Source organism: Salipiger bermudensis, assembly GCF_019801965.1.
GTDB lineage: Bacteria > Pseudomonadota > Alphaproteobacteria > Rhodobacterales > Rhodobacteraceae > Salipiger > Salipiger bermudensis_A.
The window spans coordinates 219,612-234,955 of record NZ_JAHVIA010000008.1; the positions used below are offsets into that span (position 1 = coordinate 219,612).

General features: G+C 66.3%; 13 protein-coding genes and 1 tRNA gene. 7 read left to right on the forward strand and 7 right to left on the reverse strand.

The window, feature by feature from the left end; translation table 11 throughout:
* Positions 1–70: 70 nt before the first annotated feature.
* The 4 genes from trpE to KUV62_RS18430 all read right to left on the reverse strand — a co-directional run bounded on the left by trpE (position 71) and on the right by KUV62_RS18430 (position 5,197).
* A complete protein-coding gene (trpE, locus tag KUV62_RS18415; protein WP_222605190.1) occupies positions 71–1,585 on the reverse strand; it encodes an anthranilate synthase component I in 1,515 nt (504 codons plus the stop codon).
* Between the two features lie 8 nt (positions 1,586–1,593).
* Positions 1,594–3,441, reverse strand: a complete 1,848-nt coding sequence (locus KUV62_RS18420; protein ID WP_222605191.1) for a peptidyl-prolyl cis-trans isomerase — start codon at positions 3,439–3,441, stop codon at positions 1,594–1,596.
* A gap of 36 nt (positions 3,442–3,477) precedes the next feature.
* Positions 3,478–4,680: an aminotransferase gene (locus KUV62_RS18425; RefSeq protein WP_222605192.1), complete on the reverse strand. Its 1,203-nt coding sequence runs from the start codon at positions 4,678–4,680 to the stop codon at positions 3,478–3,480.
* A gap of 94 nt (positions 4,681–4,774) precedes the next feature.
* On the reverse strand, positions 4,775–5,197 hold the full coding sequence (locus tag KUV62_RS18430) for a winged helix-turn-helix transcriptional regulator (protein WP_222605193.1): 423 nt from the start codon (positions 5,195–5,197) through the stop codon (positions 4,775–4,777).
* Positions 5,198–5,289: 92 nt separating this feature from the next.
* Here KUV62_RS18430 and KUV62_RS18435 point away from each other — a divergent pair, with 92 nt between their 5' ends.
* Positions 5,290–6,159, forward strand: a complete 870-nt coding sequence (locus KUV62_RS18435; RefSeq protein ID WP_222605194.1) for an SDR family oxidoreductase — start codon at positions 5,290–5,292, stop codon at positions 6,157–6,159.
* Positions 6,160–6,224: 65 nt separating this feature from the next.
* On the opposite strand, the gene gpt is transcribed toward KUV62_RS18435, so the two are convergent.
* Together gpt and fabI are read right to left on the reverse strand one after the other, a co-directional pair.
* Positions 6,225–6,749, reverse strand: a complete 525-nt coding sequence (gene gpt, locus KUV62_RS18440; RefSeq protein WP_222605195.1) for a xanthine phosphoribosyltransferase — start codon at positions 6,747–6,749, stop codon at positions 6,225–6,227.
* A gap of 12 nt (positions 6,750–6,761) precedes the next feature.
* Positions 6,762–7,568, reverse strand: coding sequence for an enoyl-ACP reductase FabI (gene fabI, locus KUV62_RS18445; protein ID WP_222605196.1), 807 nt, complete (start codon positions 7,566–7,568; stop codon positions 6,762–6,764).
* A gap of 101 nt (positions 7,569–7,669) precedes the next feature.
* Here fabI and pdxH point away from each other — a divergent pair, with 101 nt between their 5' ends.
* The 5 genes from pdxH (at position 7,670) to KUV62_RS18470 (ending at position 13,695) form a co-directional block, all read left to right on the forward strand.
* Complete coding sequence (pdxH, locus tag KUV62_RS18450; protein ID WP_222605197.1) at positions 7,670–8,275, forward strand: pyridoxamine 5'-phosphate oxidase; 606 nt, start codon at positions 7,670–7,672, stop codon at positions 8,273–8,275.
* A gap of 106 nt (positions 8,276–8,381) precedes the next feature.
* Positions 8,382–8,930 (forward strand): cold-shock protein, encoded by a 549-nt coding sequence (locus KUV62_RS18455; RefSeq protein ID WP_222605198.1) that lies wholly within the window; start codon positions 8,382–8,384, stop codon positions 8,928–8,930.
* Positions 8,897–9,373: a DUF192 domain-containing protein gene (locus tag KUV62_RS18460; RefSeq protein ID WP_222605199.1), complete on the forward strand. Its 477-nt coding sequence runs from the start codon at positions 8,897–8,899 to the stop codon at positions 9,371–9,373. Before KUV62_RS18455 ends, KUV62_RS18460 begins: the two co-directional genes overlap by 34 nt.
* A 58-nt stretch (positions 9,374–9,431) precedes the next feature.
* Positions 9,432–9,508: transfer RNA gene (locus tag KUV62_RS18465), tRNA-Pro, on the forward strand.
* A 539-nt stretch (positions 9,509–10,047) separates the two neighbouring features.
* The gene (locus KUV62_RS18470; RefSeq protein WP_222605200.1) at positions 10,048–13,695 is read left to right on the forward strand and encodes a vitamin B12-dependent ribonucleotide reductase; all 3,648 of its coding nucleotides are present in this window, start codon (positions 10,048–10,050) and stop codon (positions 13,693–13,695) included.
* Positions 13,696–13,865: 170 nt separating this feature from the next.
* On the opposite strand, the gene KUV62_RS18475 is transcribed toward KUV62_RS18470, so the two are convergent.
* Positions 13,866–14,216, reverse strand: a complete 351-nt coding sequence (locus KUV62_RS18475; protein WP_222605201.1) for a hypothetical protein — start codon at positions 14,214–14,216, stop codon at positions 13,866–13,868.
* Between the two features lie 187 nt (positions 14,217–14,403).
* Here KUV62_RS18475 and KUV62_RS18480 point away from each other — a divergent pair, with 187 nt between their 5' ends.
* Positions 14,404–15,339: an AEC family transporter gene (locus KUV62_RS18480; protein ID WP_222605202.1), complete on the forward strand. Its 936-nt coding sequence runs from the start codon at positions 14,404–14,406 to the stop codon at positions 15,337–15,339.
* The last annotated feature ends 5 nt before the right edge of the window (positions 15,340–15,344 follow it).

Sequence of the window (15,344 nt, forward strand, 5' to 3'; positions counted from 1 at the left end):
AGGGCAGCGCAACGCGTGAGCCCTAGAGGCAAGAAAAAAACGGGCCCGACCGGGCCCGTTCCTTGCTGTCTCAGCTGTTCCCCGAGGAGGTGAACCGCGCCGCGTCCGCCGCCGCGCGGCGGATGGCGTTGGATTTGTGCACCGTCTCCATGTACTCGGATTCCGGGTCGCTGTCATAGACCACGCCGCCGCCGGCCTGGATGTAGAGCTTCTCGTCCTTCACGATGGCGGTGCGTAGCGCGATGCACATGTCCATGTCGCCGCCCGCCGAGAAATAGCCCACGCCGCCGCCATAGACGCCGCGCTTCTCGGGCTCCAGCTCGTCGATGATCTCCATCGCGCGGACCTTGGGCGCGCCCGAAACGGTGCCCGCGGGCATCCCGGCGAAGAAGGCCGACAGGGCGTCCTGATCCTCGGCCAGCTCGCCCACCACGTTGGAGACGATGTGCATCACGTGGCTGTAGCGCTCGATGATGAACTTCTCAGTCGGGCGGACGGTGCCGATCTTCGACACCCGGCCGACATCGTTGCGGCCGAGGTCGAGCAGCATCAGGTGCTCCGCCAGCTCCTTCTTGTCGGCCAGCAGATCCGCCTCGAGCGCCCGATCCTCCTCGGGCGTCGCACCGCGCGGACGGGTGCCGGCGATCGGGCGGATCGTTACCTCGCGGCCGAAGACCCGCACGAGGATCTCGGGGCTCGCGCCGATGACCTGGAAGCCGCCGAAGTTGAAGTAGAACATGAAGGGCGACGGGTTGGTGCGCCGCAGCGAGCGGTAGAGCGCGAAGGGCGGCAGCGGGAAGGTCTGGGTCCAGCGCTGCGCCGGCACGACCTGGAAGATGTCGCCCTTGCGAATGTAGTCCTTGGCGGTCTCGACCGCGGCCTTGTAGCTCTCGCGGGTGAAGTTCGACACCGGCTCGCCGGCCTCGTGCGCCTCGCCGAGATCGCGGCTGGCCTGCGGCAGCGCGCGCTCGAGGTCGCGCACCGCGTCCATCACGCGTTCGGCGGCGCGGGCATAGGCGGCGCGGGCGGAGACACCGCCCTGAACCCAGGCCGGCGCCACCACGGTGACCTCGCCCTTGACCCCGTCGAGCACCGCGACGACCGAGGGCCGCAGCATCAGCGCGTCGGGCAGGCCCAGCGGGTCGGGATTGACGTTGGGCAGGTGCTCGACCAGCCGGATCATGTCATATCCGAGATAGCCGAAGAGCCCGGCGGAGGCCTGCGGCAGATCCTCGGGCAGCTCGATGCGGCTTTCCGCGATCAGCTCGCGCAGCGCGGTCAGCGGATCGCTCTCCACCGGCTCGAAGGCCTCGGGATCGAAGCGCGCCTGACGGTTGATCTGCGCCGTCTCGCCATGACACTTCCAAACCACGTCGGGCTTCATGCCGATGATCGAGTAGCGGCCACGAACCTCGCCGCCGGTCACCGACTCGAGCATGAAGGCGTCCTTGGCGGCGCCGGTCAGCTTGAGCATCAGCGACACCGGCGTGTCGAGATCGGCGGCGAGCCGGGCGTAGACCACCTGGTTCTTGCCGGCCTCGTAAGCCGCGGCGAAGTCTTCGAAAGCGGGGATGAGCGTCGCCATGATGTGCCTTACTGCAGGGTGCTGAGCACGGAGTTCACCGCGGACTGATCGACGCTGATGCCGGCACGCGACTGGATGTCGACATTGAGCGCGCGGAACAGATCCTGCGAGACGCTGCTTGCCGCCTGATCGCGCAGGGCGTTGGCAAGCTGCTGCATCTGCGGGTCGTCCTTGTTGACCGGCGTCACGTCATCGAGCCGCACGATCAGAGCCGTGCCGGTGCCGCGCAGCGCGCGGGCCTCGCCGGGAGACATCTCGAACACCGCCTCGAGCACCGCACCGGGCAGGCCCTGAACGCGCGACTCGCGGGTCAGGCCGCTTTCGGCGGTGGGCTCGAGCCCGTTCTCGCCGAAGCTTTGGTCCTCGGAGATGCGGGTGGCGATGTCCTCGGCCTGGCCCAGCAGCGCCTCGGTGGCCTGCTCCTGCTCCCAGAGCTCCTCGACACGGTCGCGCACGTCCTCGAAGGGGGCCGGGGCGGGGGCGCGCAGCTCGTCGAGCCGCAGCGCGAAGATGCCGCCATCGCCCAGCTGGTCGATGGCCGGGTAATCGCCCTCGGCCACGGCGGCAGCGGCCTCGCGGAAGGCCTGGTAGCCGGCGATGCCGGTGTCGGTGCTGGCGGTCCAGTCGATCTGGCCGAGCTCCATGTCGGTGTCCTGGGCCAGCTCTTCCAGCGTGGCGCCGCCGGCGAGCTCGTCGTCGATGGTCGAGGCCATGCCCTCGATCACCCGGCGGGCGCGGTCGAGCACCAGCGAATCCCGCAGGTCCGGCACGGCCTCTTCATAGGGGGTCTCCTGCGCCGGCAGCACGCCGTTGACGCGGTAGAGCGCCGGGCCGAAGGAGGAGGGCGCGGGGCCCACAACGTCGCCGACCTCGGCGGAGAACACCGGCTCGGCGGCCTCGCCCAGCGTGTCCCGGGTCACGTCGCCCATGTCGGTGTCGATCAGCGCAAGGCCGCGATCCTCGACCACGGTCTCGAAATCCGCCTCGCCCGAGGAGATGCGGTCGGCGGCGGCCTGGGCCTCGGCCTCGGTGCTGAACACAAGGCGCTCGATCAGCCGGCGCTCGGGCAGGTTGAACTCCTCGGCGCGCTCCTCGTAGGCGGCGCGCAGGGCGTCTTCCTCGACCTCGACGGTGTCGACGATCATGTCGGGCGTCAGCCAGGCGAAGGTGATGACCTTGGTCTCGGGCAGGGTGAAGCGGTCGATATTGTCGTCGTACCACGCCTGCAGCTCGTCCTCGGAGGGCACCGGCAGGCCGGTGCTGAGCGCGTCGCGCTCGAGCGTCGCCCAGGTAAAGGCGCGGCTCTCGCCGATATATTCGAGCAGCGTGTCGACATAGGCGTCGGGCAGGGTGGTGCCCGAAATCACCGCGGCGCTGAGGATCGACCGCGCGGCATCGCGGCGCAGGTTTTCCTCGAACTCGCCCTCGTTAAGCCCGGCATTCTGCAGCGCGTAGGCATAGGCGCTGCGGTCGAAGCTGCCGTCGGGGCCGTTGAAGGCCTGCACGTTGCGCAGGTCTTCCGCGACACGCTCGTCGCCGACCGAGAGGCCGATGCGGTTGGTCTCGTCCTCGAGCGCGGCATTGGTCACCACCTGGGCCAGCACCTGGTCGGTGAGACCAGACTGGCGCGCCTGCTCCACCGTCACCGCCTGGCCGGTCTGGGCCTGCAGGGCGCGCAGCTCGGATTGCAGCGCGCGGGCATAGTCGCTGGTCGAGATCGTGGTGTCACCGACCGAGCCGATATTGCCGACCCCGCCGGAGAAATTCACCGTGCCGAAGGCGCCGAAACCGACGAAGGAGGCGATCAGGATCGCCCAGACGATGTACTTGGTGATGCCGCCTTTTCCGCGCGCCATGACTGCCTCTTCCCCTTATGGTTCTGGCGCCCGTGTCTATGCCGGGCCGTCGGTCCCCGCAAGGGGCCAGTCCAGCGCGTCGAGCCGGTCGAACAGCACTGTGATGGCGTCGGCGTCGAGATTGGCGAAGGCAAAGCGGAAATGCCGGGCGCCGGCCGGGTCCTCGGGCGGCACGAACATGGTGCCGGGCAGGGCGAGGATGCCGGCCTCGTGCACCAGCTTGCGCCCCAGCACGTCGGAGGCTTCGGCAAACGGGTGCTCGACATAGGCGAAATAGGCGCCCAGCCCCTTGAGCCGCCAGCCGCGCGCCTCGAGACGCGGGAACTCTGCGGTGATGGCCTTGCGCCGGGCGAGGATCTCGTCGCGCTCGCCGGCGACCCACTGGCTCAGGTTCTCGAGCCCCCAGAGCGCCGCGATCTGTCCGAGCTGGGGCGCGCAGATCGCCACCGTGTCCTGGAATTTTTCCACCTCCTCGAGCAGCCCCGGCTCGGCGATGATCGCGCCGACGCGGTGGCCCGTGAGGCGGTAGGCCTTGGAGAAGCTGTAGAGCTGGATCAGCGTGTCCTGGTGGCCAGGTTGGCTCAGCAGGTCATGCGGCGCGCCGGAGCGGCTGTCGAAATCCTTGTAGGTCTCGTCGACGATGAGCTTGATGCCCTGCGCGCGGGCGAGATCGTAGAGCGCCCGCAGGGTCTCGGCCGGGTATTCGACGCCGCCGGGATTGTTGGGCGAGACCAGCACGATGGCGCGGGTGCGATCGGTGAGCAGGGCGCGGGCGGTCTCAGCATCAGGCAGCAGGTCGTCGCCGGTGGGCAGCGGCACGGTCCGGACACCCTGCATGTCGAGCCACATCTTGTGATTGAAGTACCACGGTGTCGGCAGCAGCACCTCGTCGCCCTCGCCGGCGATGGCGGCCATGGTGGCGGCGAAGGCCTGGTTGCAGCCTGCGGTGATCGCGACCCGGTCGGCGCCGACCTCGGCGCCGTAATGCGCGCTCCAGTCGCGCGCCAGCGCCTCGCGCAGCGCCGGCAGGCCGAGCACGGGCCCGTAGAGATGGGTCTCGGGCTCCTCCATCGCCTCGGCCATGGCGCGGCGCAGGGCGGCGGGCGGCGGATCCACCGGCGCGGCCTGGCTTACGTTGATCAGCGGACGGTCGGCGGGAAAGGACACGCCCTCGATCCAGCGCTTGGCCTCGGGGACCGGCGGCGTGAAGGTGGACTGGGTGCGGCTGAGATGGGTCATTTGGTCGGATCCGGCGTGATTTCGGCGCACGCTATCAGGCCGGTCGGAGGGGGGAAAGGCCCGCCGTGGCGGAGCTTTCGGTCGGGCCTTTTCCTCAGGCGTCGGCGGTGTCGAAGGACGCGCGCGCGGCGCGGATGCGGGCGTGGTTGCGGTCGGCCCAGTCGGTCAGGATGGCGATCGGCTCCAGCGCCGACTGGCCGAGCTCGGTCAGCGCGTATTCCACCGAGGGCGGCTTGGTCGGGAAGACCTGCCGCGAGATCAGCCCGTCGCGCTCGAGCTGGCGCAGGCTCTGGGTCAGCATGCGCTTGGAGATGTCGCCCACCTGCCGCTGCAGCGCCGAGAAGCGCTTGGGCCCGGTGGTGAGCGCGATGAGCAGCAGAAGCGTCCATTTCTGGCCGACCCGGTCGAGCACGTCGCGCACCGGGCAGACTCCGGGATCGTCCGGCGCGCCGTCGAACCCGGCAAGCTGGCGCAGGATCTCGATGCCGTCGGGGTTACCTCGATGTTCCCTAGTCATGAAAATGTGCCTCCTTCACAGGCATCGATATGAGGTCTACATAAGAGACCATATCACGGTTATAGACCGAATACCAAGGAAAGGATCTCCCCATGTCGCAATCGCTCAAATACCTCGTCACCGGCGCCTCCGGCCAGCTCGGCGGCCTTGTCATCGACGCACTTCTGTCCCGCGTGCCGGCGGGCGAGATCGGGGCACTGGTGCGCCGACCCGAGGCCGCGGGCCCGCTGGAAGCCAAGGGCGTGAGCGTCCGCGTCGCCTCCTACGATGATCCGGCGGCGCTGGAAGCGGCGTTTGCGGGCGTCGAGCGGCTGCTGCTGGTGTCTTCGAGCGAGGTCGGCCAGCGCGCCGCGCAGCATGGCAACGTCATCGATGCCGCGAAGGCCGCAGGCGTGGGCTTCATCGCCTATACTTCGATCCTCAAGGCCGACAGCTCACCGCTGACGGTGCTGCCCGCCGAGCACGTCGCGACGGAGCAGGCGCTGGCGGCCTCAGGTCTGCCCTACGCGCTGCTGCGCAACGGCTGGTACACCGAGAACTACACCATGGGCGTGCCGACCGCGCTGGAGCATGGCGGCATGATCGGCACCATCGGCGAGGGCCGGGTTTCGAGCGCCACTCGCGCCGACTATGCCGAGGCCGCGGCCATCGTGCTGAGCGGCGAACTGCCCGCCTCGGGAACGGTCTACGAGCTGGCCGGCGACAGCGCCTACAGCCTGCCCGAGTTTGCCGCCGAGCTATCGACGCTCGCAGGCAAGGAGATCGGCTATACCGACATGAGCGCGGAGGCCTACCAGGCGGCGCTGATCGGCGCGGGCCTGCCGGCGCCGGTGGCCGAGATGCTGGCCGACAGCGAGAAGGGCGCCTCGCAGGGCGGCCTCTTCAGCGAAGACAAGACGCTCTCGACCCTGCTCGGCCGCCCGACCACGCCGTGGCAGGAGACCCTGAAGGCGGCGCTCTAAGCACGAAAACGCCCCGCGCCTTGATCGGGCGCGGGGCGAAATTTTTCATACGAAAAAATTGGTGCTCAGTCGGAGTCGCCGCGATAGGGCTTCACGTATTGCAGCGCCATGTCCCACGGGAAGAAAATCCAGGTGTCCTGACTGACTTCCGTGATGTAGCTGTCGACCATCGGCTTGCCCATCGGCTTGGCATAGACCGTCGCCACATGCGCCTTGGGATAGAGGCTGCGGACCAGCTCGAGCGTCTTGCCGCTGTCGACCAGGTCGTCGATGATCAGGATGCCGTCGCCATCGCCCACCAGCGCTGCGTCGGGCGATTTCAGCACCTGCGCCTCGCGCCGCTGATCGGCCTTGCCGCCGCCCGAGTGGTAGCTCTTGACGCTGATCGTATCGACGGTGCGGATGTCGAGCTCGCGGGCGATGATCATGGCCGGGGCCATGCCGCCCCGGGTGATCGCCACCACCGCCTTCCAGCCGCCCTCCGCCGGGCCGTGGCCCTGGAGCCGCCAGGCCAGTGCCCGCGCGTCGCGGTGCAGCTGGTCCCAGCTGACGTGGAAGCCCTTTTCATGCGGCAGAAGGTCGTTGGTCATGCGAGCTCCTCCTCAGCCCTTGGTGATGTCCGGCGCGTCGGGCGCCTTCATGCCGACGATGTGATAGCCCGCATCGACGTGATGGGTCTCGCCGGTGACGCCGGCGCCGAGATCCGACAGCAGGTAGAGCGCCGAGCCGCCGACATCGTCGATGGTCACGTTGCGGCGCAGCGGCGAGTTGTACTCGTTCCACTTCATGATGTAGCGGAAATCGCCGATGCCTGAGGCGGCCAGCGTCTTGATCGGGCCGGCGGAGATCGCGTTGACGCGGATGCCGTCGCGGCCGAGATCCTCGGCGAGGTAGCGCACCGAGGCCTCGAGCGCCGCCTTGGCCACGCCCATGACGTTGTAATGGGGCATGATGCGCTCGGCACCGTAATAGGTCAGGGTCAGGGCCGAGCCGCCATTGGTCATCATCTTCTCGGCCCGCTGCATGACGGCGGTGAACGAATAGACCGAGATGTCCATCGTCAGCTTGAAGTTGTCGCGGCTGGTATCGACATAGCGGCCGCGCAGCTCGTTCTTGTCCGAGAAGCCGATGGCGTGGACGATGAAGTCGAGGCTGTCCCAGCGCTCCTTCAGCCCGTCGAAGAGCCCGTCGATCGAGGCCTCGTCGCCGACATCGCAGGGCAGGACGATATCGCTGCCGAGCTGAGCCGCCAGCGGATCGACGCGCTTCTTCAGGGCGTCGCCCTGGTAGGAGAAGGCGAGCTCGGCGCCGGCGTCCCGAAGTGCCTTGGCGATGCCCCAGGCGATTGATTTGTCGTTGGCGAGGCCCATGATCAGGCCGCGCTTGCCCGCCATCAGAGTGTTTGACATTTCCTATCTCCGCCCGGCATTTCTGTGTCCGAAACCCTTTAGGGCAAGCCCGGAACGGCTTCAAGGGTTTGCGCTGTCATCGCAGGTGAAGGAGAACCGATATGTCCGACCGCACAGGGATCTTCGCGGGGGACGACCCGTTCGCGATCGCCCGCAGCTGGCTCGCCGAGGCCGAGAAGACCGAGATCAACGATCCCAACGCCATCGCGCTGGCCACGGTGGACCCCGACGGGCTGCCCAATGTGCGCATGGTGCTGCTCAAGGAGATCGAGGCCGACGCCTTCGTGTTCTATACCAATTATGGTAGTGCCAAGGGCCGGGAACTCGCGGAAAGCGGCAAGGCTTCCTTCGTGATGCATTGGAAATCGTTGCGCCGGCAGGTCCGGGTGCGCGGGCTCGTGAGCCGTGAGGACGGGGCGAAAGCCGACGAGTACTACAACAGCCGCTCGCTCAAATCGCGCCTCGGGGCCTGGGCCTCGCAACAGTCGCAGCCGCTGGCGTCGCGGGCCGCGCTGATGGCCGAAGTGGCGAAAATCACTGCGACACACGGACCTATGCCGAAACGCCCGCCATTCTGGGGCGGATTCCGGATCGCCCCATTGGAGATCGAACTCTGGGCCGATGGCGCCTTCCGGTTGCATGATCGTTTCGTGTGGCGTCGGCGGTCGATTGCCGATCCGTGGGACGTCGAACGTCTCAATCCGTGAATTTCGCGTCACGTGAACTGCACAGCTTTGCAAATATAAGTTGTGCAGGCTTGCAATTGCTGCCCCGTATGTCGCAAGAGGGAACTGGGGATACGCATGACGACCAATGGAAACACAGTTGACACAGCATGACGAAGAGACGTTTGGCGTTCTCGGAAAGGTAAAGTGGTTCGATCCCGTAAAGGGATTTGGCTTTGTAATCGCCGATGAAGGCGGGCCCGACATCCTGCTTCATGCAAACGTCCTCCGGAATTTCGGCCAGAGTTCTGTGGCCGACGGGGCGCGAATCGAAGTGGCAGCGCAGCGCACGGATCGGGGCATTCAGGCCACCGAAGTGCGCAGGATCGAACCGCCCGAGGCACCGGCAGGTGCCCCGCTGGCAGATTTCGAGGATGTCGATCCCGAGGTGATGCGTGCCGCTCCGCTCGAGCCGGCGCGGGTGAAATGGTTCGACAAGGCAAAAGGCTTCGGCTTCGCCAACGTGTTCGGTCGCTCGGACGATGTGTTCATTCACATCGAAGTGTTGCGCCGGTCCGGCCTGGCCGACCTGCAGCCCGGGGAAGCGCTTGCAATCCGTGTGATTAATGGCAAGCGTGGCCAGATGGCCACCGAGGTAAATGCATGGGAAGCCGCACTTACTCTTTCCTCACACTGATCTTTGCCGCCCTTCTGAGCGGCCCGCTCTCCGCCCAGTCCTGCCGCGACGATGCCATCTGGCTGCGTGGCGACTGGGGGAGCGTGCGGTTGCGCGTCGAGGTTGCCGACGATGCCGAGGAGCGCGCCCAGGGGCTGATGTTCGTCGAGCAGATGCCGCCGGGCGCGGGGATGCTGTTCGTCTACGAGACGGAGCGCCCGACCGCGTTCTGGATGAAGAACACGCTCATTCCGCTCGACATGATCTTTGCCGATGCACAGGGCCGGGTGGTCAAGGTGCACCAGATGGCCATCCCTCATGACGAGACGCCGATCCCGAGCGGCGGCCCGGTGCAATACGTGCTCGAGATCAACGGCGGCATGGCGGCCCAGCTCGGCATCGCCGAGGGCACCGAGATGATGCATCCGGCGATCAGCGGCGATCCCGTCTGGCCCTGCGAGTAGCGCGGCCCGGCGAATTCACTCTTTTCAATCTTCGGGCTTCGCTTTATGCGGAGCCTGTCGGGGCGTAGCGCAGCCTGGTAGCGCGTCTGTTTTGGGTACAGAAGGTCGTGAGTTCGAATCTCGCCGCCCCGACCACTCTCCTCACATGCTGAACAGTTCGACGTGATTCCGGTCGCTTGGCTGGGCAATCGCGATCTCTTGATCGTCGATCCCGGCCGCTGCCCGGTTTTTCGGCGATTGTTTCCGCATGACGCGTGAAACACCGCTGTTGCAGGAATGTCATGGATTTCCGGGAGATATGCTCAGGGCAGTTCTCAACAGCTGTGGATAAGTCGCCGGTCAGGCGAAGATTTTCCTTATTCGGCGGCTCAAGGCCGATTTTCCCTTGGGTGTGGACGACTCTGGAACAACCCATACCCCTTGTAGGGGGCTCGGCGCACAACGCAAAATATATGGGACGGCCCCGAAAAAACCCGTTGACCCATTCCGGTCTCTTGCGTCAGTTTGTGGGGGCCGGACGTGAGATCACAACATATAGTGGTTCCCGGCGGGGACAGACCGAGCCAGCAGTTTGACAGAATGGCCCGACAGGGGCGGATTTGCATCCGTCGCTGCCCGGAGACGCTGTGTCTGCTGCTCGGCAGGAGATTTGGGCAGCTGAGGGCAGAACAGCGATGAAGATCGAGAGAAAGTACACGCAGGCCGGCCAGGACGCTTACGCGGGCATCGAGTTCGTCACCACGACGTCGGAGATCCGCAACCCTGACGGCTCAACCGTCTTCAAACTCGACGAACTTGAAGTGCCCGCGAAGTGGAGCCAGGTTGCCTCCGACGTCATCGCGCAGAAATACTTCCGCAAGGCCGGCGTGCCCTCCGATCTCAAGAAGGTCGCCGAGAAGGACGTGCCCGAGTTCCTCTGGCGCTCGGTCCCGGCCGACAAGGATGCGCCCCGCGGCGGCGAGACCTCGGCCAAGCAGGTCTTCGACCGGCTCGCCGGCGCCTGGGCCTACTGGGGCTGGAAGGGCGGCTATTTCACCTCCGAGGACGACGCCCAGGCCTATTACGACGAGATGCGCCACATGCTGGCGAGCCAGACCGCGGCGCCCAACAGCCCGCAATGGTTCAACACCGGCCTGCACTGGGCTTACGGCATCGATGGTCCGGGGCAGGGCCACTATTATGTCGATCACAAGACCGGCAAGCTGACCAAGTCGAAATCGGCCTACGAGCACCCGCAGCCGCATGCCTGCTTCATCCAGTCCGTGGCAGATGACCTCGTCGGCGATGGCGGCATCATGGATCTCTGGGTGCGCGAGGCGCGCCTGTTCAAGTATGGCTCCGGCACCGGCACCAACTTCTCCAGCCTGCGCGCCGAGAACGAGCGCCTTTCGGGCGGCGGCAAGTCGTCGGGCCTGATGGGCTTCCTCAAGATCGGCGACCGCGCCGCCGGTGCGATCAAGTCGGGCGGCACCACGCGCCGCGCCGCCAAGATGGTCATCGTCGATGCCGATCACCCGGATATCGAGGATTTCATCAACTGGAAGGTCAAGGAAGAGCAGAAGGTCGCCAGCATCGTCGCTGGCTCGAAGATGCACGAGAAGATGCTCAACGGCATCTTCGACGCGATCCGGTCGTGGGACGGGCTCGAGAGCGATGCCTACGAGGCCAATGCAAACACCGCGCTGAAGAAGGCGATCCGCGAGGCCAAGAAGGTCGCGATCCCCGAGACCTACATCAAGCGCGTGCTCGACTATGCCAAGCAAGGCTACGGCTCGATCGAATTCCCGACCTATGACACCGACTGGGACAGCGAGGCCTATGCCACCGTCTCGGGCCAGAACTCCAACAACTCGATCCGCGTCACCGATGCCTTCCTCGAGGCGGTGCGGACGGGCGCGCCCTGGGAGCTGGTGCGCCGCACCGATGGCAGCGTCGCCAAGACCGTCGACGCCAAGGAGCTCTGGGAGCAGATCGGCCACGCGGCCTGGGCCTGCGCCGATCCGGGCATCCAGTTCCACGACACCGTCAATGCCTGGCACACCTGCCCGGCAGATGGCGAGATCCGCGGCTCGAACCCGTGCTCGGAATACATGTTCCTCGACGACACGGCCTGCAACCTGGCCTCGATGAACCTGCTGACCTTCCTCAAGGGCGGCAAGTTCGACGCCGAGAGCTACATGCACGCCACGCGTCTGTGGACGCTGACGCTGGAAATCTCGGTGCTGATGGCGCAGTTCCCGTCGAAGGAAATCGCCCAGCTCTCCTATGATTTCCGCACCCTTGGCCTTGGCTACGCCAATATCGGCGGCCTGCTGATGAACATGGGCTACAGCTATGACAGCGACGAGGGCCGCGCGCTCTGCGGTGCGCTGACCGCGCTGATGACCGGCGTGAGCTACGCCACCTCGGCCGAGATCGCCGGCGAGCTTGGCAGCTTCCCGGGCTATGAGCGCAACGCTGAGCACATGCTGCGCGTCATCCGCAACCACCGCACCGCCGCCTATGGCAAGACCGACGGCTACGAGGGGCTGGCGGTCAAGCCGGTGGCGCTCGACCACGGCAACTGCCCGGATCAGGATCTGATCGCGCTGTCGAAATCCGCCTGGGACGAGGCGCTGCGCCTCGGCGAGCAGCACGGCTACCGCAACGCACAGGTCTCGGTGATCGCGCCCACCGGCACCATCGGCCTCGTCATGGATTGCGACACCACCGGCATCGAGCCCGACTTCGCTCTGGTGAAGTTCAAGAAGCTCGCCGGCGGCGGCTACTTCAAGATCATCAACCGCTCGGTTCCGGCGGCGCTCGAGAAGCTCGGCTACAGCTCCAGCCAGATCGAGGAGATCGTGGGCTACGCGGTCGGCCACGGCACGCTCGGCAATGCGCCCGGCATCAACCACACCGCGCTGATCGGCATGGGCTTCGGCCCGGCGCAGATCGAGAAGGTCGAGCGCGCGCTCGGCACCGCCTTCGACATCCGCTTCGTGTTCAACCAGTGGACGCTGGGCGAGGAGTTCTGCCGCGACGGTCTGAACATCCCGGCCGAGAAGCTCTCGGACCCGACCTTCGACCTGCTGAAGCATCTCGGCTTCACCAAGGCCGACATCGAGGCTGCCAATGACCATGTCTGCGGCACCATGACCCTCGAGGGGGCGCCGCATCTCAAGGCCGAGCACCTGTCGATCTTCGACTGTGCAAACCCCTGTGGAAAGAAGGGCAAGCGCTACCTCTCCGTCAACAGCCACATCCACATGATGGCCGCCGCGCAAAGCTTTATTTCCGGGGCGATTTCCAAAACCATCAACATGCCGAACTCGGCCACCGTCGAGGATTGCCAGAAGGCCTATGAACTGTCCTGGTCGCTGGGGGTAAAGGCCAACGCGCTCTACCGAGACGGCTCCAAGCTGAGCCAGCCGCTGGCCGCCGCGCTGGTCGAGGATGACGACGACGCGCTCGAGACCCTCGAGACCGGCACGCCGCAGGAAAAGGCACAGGTCATCGCCGAGAAGATCGTCGAGAAGGTGGTGGTCAAGGAGGTCATCCGCGCCGGCCGCACCAAGATGCCCGAGCGCCGCAAGGGCTATACCCAGAAGGCCATCGTCGGCGGCCACAAGGTCTATCTTCGCACCGGGGAATACGAGGACGGCAACCTCGGCGAGATCTTCATCGACATGCACAAGGAAGGCGCCGGCTTCCGCGCCATGATGAACAACTTCGCCATCGCGGTGTCGGTCGGCCTGCAATACGGCGTGCCGCTGGAGGAGTTCGTCGACGCCTTCACCTTCACCAAGTTCGAGCCCGCGGGCATGGTGCAGGGCAATGACAGCATCAAGAACGCCACCTCGATCCTCGACTACATCTTCCGCGAGCTGGCGGTCTCCTATCTCGACCGCACCGATCTGGCGCATGTGAAGCCCTCCGGGGCGACCTTCGACGATCTCGGCCGCGGCGAGGAAGAGAGCGTGTCGAATGTCGAGGAACTGTCCGAGAACACCGCCGCGCGCTCGCTGGAGATGCTCAAGCAGATCTCTTCAACGGGCTATCTCCGCAAGCGCCTGCCGCAGGAGCTGGTGGTGCTTCAGGGCGGCCAACGCACCGGCACCGGCCCGGTGGCCTCGCACGGCGCGGTGACTGCCGAGGCGGTGCAGAGCACCGTGGCGACGCTCAGCACCTCGACCTCGGCGGTGGCGATGGACGCCCGCGCCAAGGCCCGGATGCAGGGCTACGAGGGCGATCCGTGTGGCGAATGCGGCAACTACACGCTGGTGCGCAACGGCACCTGCATGAAGTGCAACACCTGCGGTTCGACCAGCGGCTGCAGCTGAGGAAACGGGGCAGGGCGTATGCGCGTCCTGCCAGGGATCTGGGGTGGCCGCGGTCACCCTGCGCGGGCGGGGCCGCAGGCAGAAGACAACGAGCGGTAAGAATACCGAGCCCCGTCAGCGAACCTTTCAAGGGCCCCATCCGGGGCCCTTTTTCTTTCGACTTTCGTTGCTTATCGGATCGACAGCCGCAGGGCGAACTGCTCGTAGGCGGGCGCCCGGAACAGCTGGAAGACATTGACGCGGTAGGTGCCGGCGCTGGTGCGGAAACTGAAATCCTGCTGGCAGTCGGTCACGCCCGGGATGGTGAAGCAGGTGTTGTCGCTGCCCAAAAGCTGCAACCGCGCGGTCTGGCCCGCGCCGGTGCCGAAGACGAAGCAGAGCGGCGCGTTGTCGGTGACGCGGCCCGAGACCTCGCCGGACGAGGCGCCGCGCGCGAAGCGGATCTCGGGGCAGGATTGGGCGGTGGCGGAGCCGGCGACGGCGCAGAGCCAGAGGGCGAGCGCGATCAGGACGTGTTTCATGGCAATTCCTCGGAATGAAAAAGTCGGTTTCGGACGACGCGTGCTCCGCGCCACAGGCAATACCCTTCGAGCCTAAGGGCTGGGCGTTGGCTGCGTCGAGTCCACCATTCGGCTGTCCGCGAGCGTTCCGAGCCTTTGCATCGCGGGTCGCAAGAGATAGAACGTGTGCATACCAAAAAGGCTTGCCATGCTCGCACCGCTCCTCACGCTGCTGCCGATCTACCTGCTGATCCTGCTGGGGTTCGGCGTCATCAAGGCGCGGCTGGTGTCGCCCGAGGCGCTGCCGCAACTCAGCCGCTTCATGCTGATCGTCTGCGTGCCGGTGCTGATCTTCTCGGCGGTGGCCAATGCCGGCGATCTCACCGCGTTCAACTGGGGCTTCATCCTCGTCTATACCGCCGCCTCGCTCGTCACGCTGACGCTGACCCGCGAGATCCTGCGCCGCGCCTTCGGCCAGGGGCCGGGGCAGAGCTGGGTGGTGGCGCTGAGCTCGACCACGCCCAATTCGGTGTTCCTGGGCTACCCGATCACCATGATCGTCTTTCCCGAGGTTGCCGACCGGCTCTTCGCCTGGGTGATCGTTGTCGAGAACATGCTGGTCATCCCGCTGGCGCTCACGCTGGGGGATGTGCTGAGCCGGGATTATGCGCTGCCGCCGACGCAGGCGATCCGTCACACCGCGAAGACGACCTTGCAGAACCCCACGGTGATGGGGCTGCTGGCCGGGCTGGCGTTCGGCGCCACCGGTCTGGCGCTGGCCGCGCCGCTCGAGAAAACCCGGATGATGATCGTGGCGGCGGCGCCGCTGGTGTCGCTCTTCCTCGTCGGCGGCAACGTGGCGCAATCGAAGCTGCACGAGGTCGACGCGCCGGTCTTCCTGCTGGCCGGGATGAAGCTGCTGCTGCACCCGGCGCTGGTTTTCGCGGCGCTGTCGCTGCTGCCCGGGCTGACCCGCGAGGAGCTGTTGGGCGCGACGCTCTTCGCGTCGATGCCGATGTTCAGCCTGTCGGTGATCTTCGCCGCCAAGTACCGCGCCGAGAAACTCGCCTCCTCGGCTCTGGTGCTGGCCACGCTGCTGGGCGCGGTGACGGTTGGCCTGTTCGTGGTGCTGGTCTCGGCCTGAGCCCG

Coding starts and splice junctions, on each gene's coding strand:
- KUV62_RS18470 (WP_222605200.1), top strand. CDS start 10,048: ATGAAGATCGAGAGAAAGTACACGCAGGCCGGCCAGGACGCTTACGCG.
- KUV62_RS18480 (WP_222605202.1), top strand. CDS start 14,404: ATGCTCGCACCGCTCCTCACGCTGCTGCCGATCTACCTGCTGATCCTG.
- pdxH (WP_222605197.1), top strand. CDS start 7,670: ATGTCCGACCGCACAGGGATCTTCGCGGGGGACGACCCGTTCGCGATC.
- KUV62_RS18435 (WP_222605194.1), top strand. CDS start 5,290: ATGTCGCAATCGCTCAAATACCTCGTCACCGGCGCCTCCGGCCAGCTC.
- KUV62_RS18430 (WP_222605193.1), bottom strand. CDS start 5,197: ATGACTAGGGAACATCGAGGTAACCCCGACGGCATCGAGATCCTGCGC.
- KUV62_RS18420 (WP_222605191.1), bottom strand. CDS start 3,441: ATGGCGCGCGGAAAAGGCGGCATCACCAAGTACATCGTCTGGGCGATC.
- KUV62_RS18475 (WP_222605201.1), bottom strand. CDS start 14,216: ATGAAACACGTCCTGATCGCGCTCGCCCTCTGGCTCTGCGCCGTCGCC.
- gpt (WP_222605195.1), bottom strand. CDS start 6,749: ATGACCAACGACCTTCTGCCGCATGAAAAGGGCTTCCACGTCAGCTGG.
- KUV62_RS18425 (WP_222605192.1), bottom strand. CDS start 4,680: ATGACCCATCTCAGCCGCACCCAGTCCACCTTCACGCCGCCGGTCCCC.
- KUV62_RS18455 (WP_222605198.1), top strand. CDS start 8,382: ATGGAAACACAGTTGACACAGCATGACGAAGAGACGTTTGGCGTTCTC.
- fabI (WP_222605196.1), bottom strand. CDS start 7,568: ATGTCAAACACTCTGATGGCGGGCAAGCGCGGCCTGATCATGGGCCTC.
- KUV62_RS18460 (WP_222605199.1), top strand. CDS start 8,897: ATGGGAAGCCGCACTTACTCTTTCCTCACACTGATCTTTGCCGCCCTT.
- trpE (WP_222605190.1), bottom strand. CDS start 1,585: ATGGCGACGCTCATCCCCGCTTTCGAAGACTTCGCCGCGGCTTACGAG.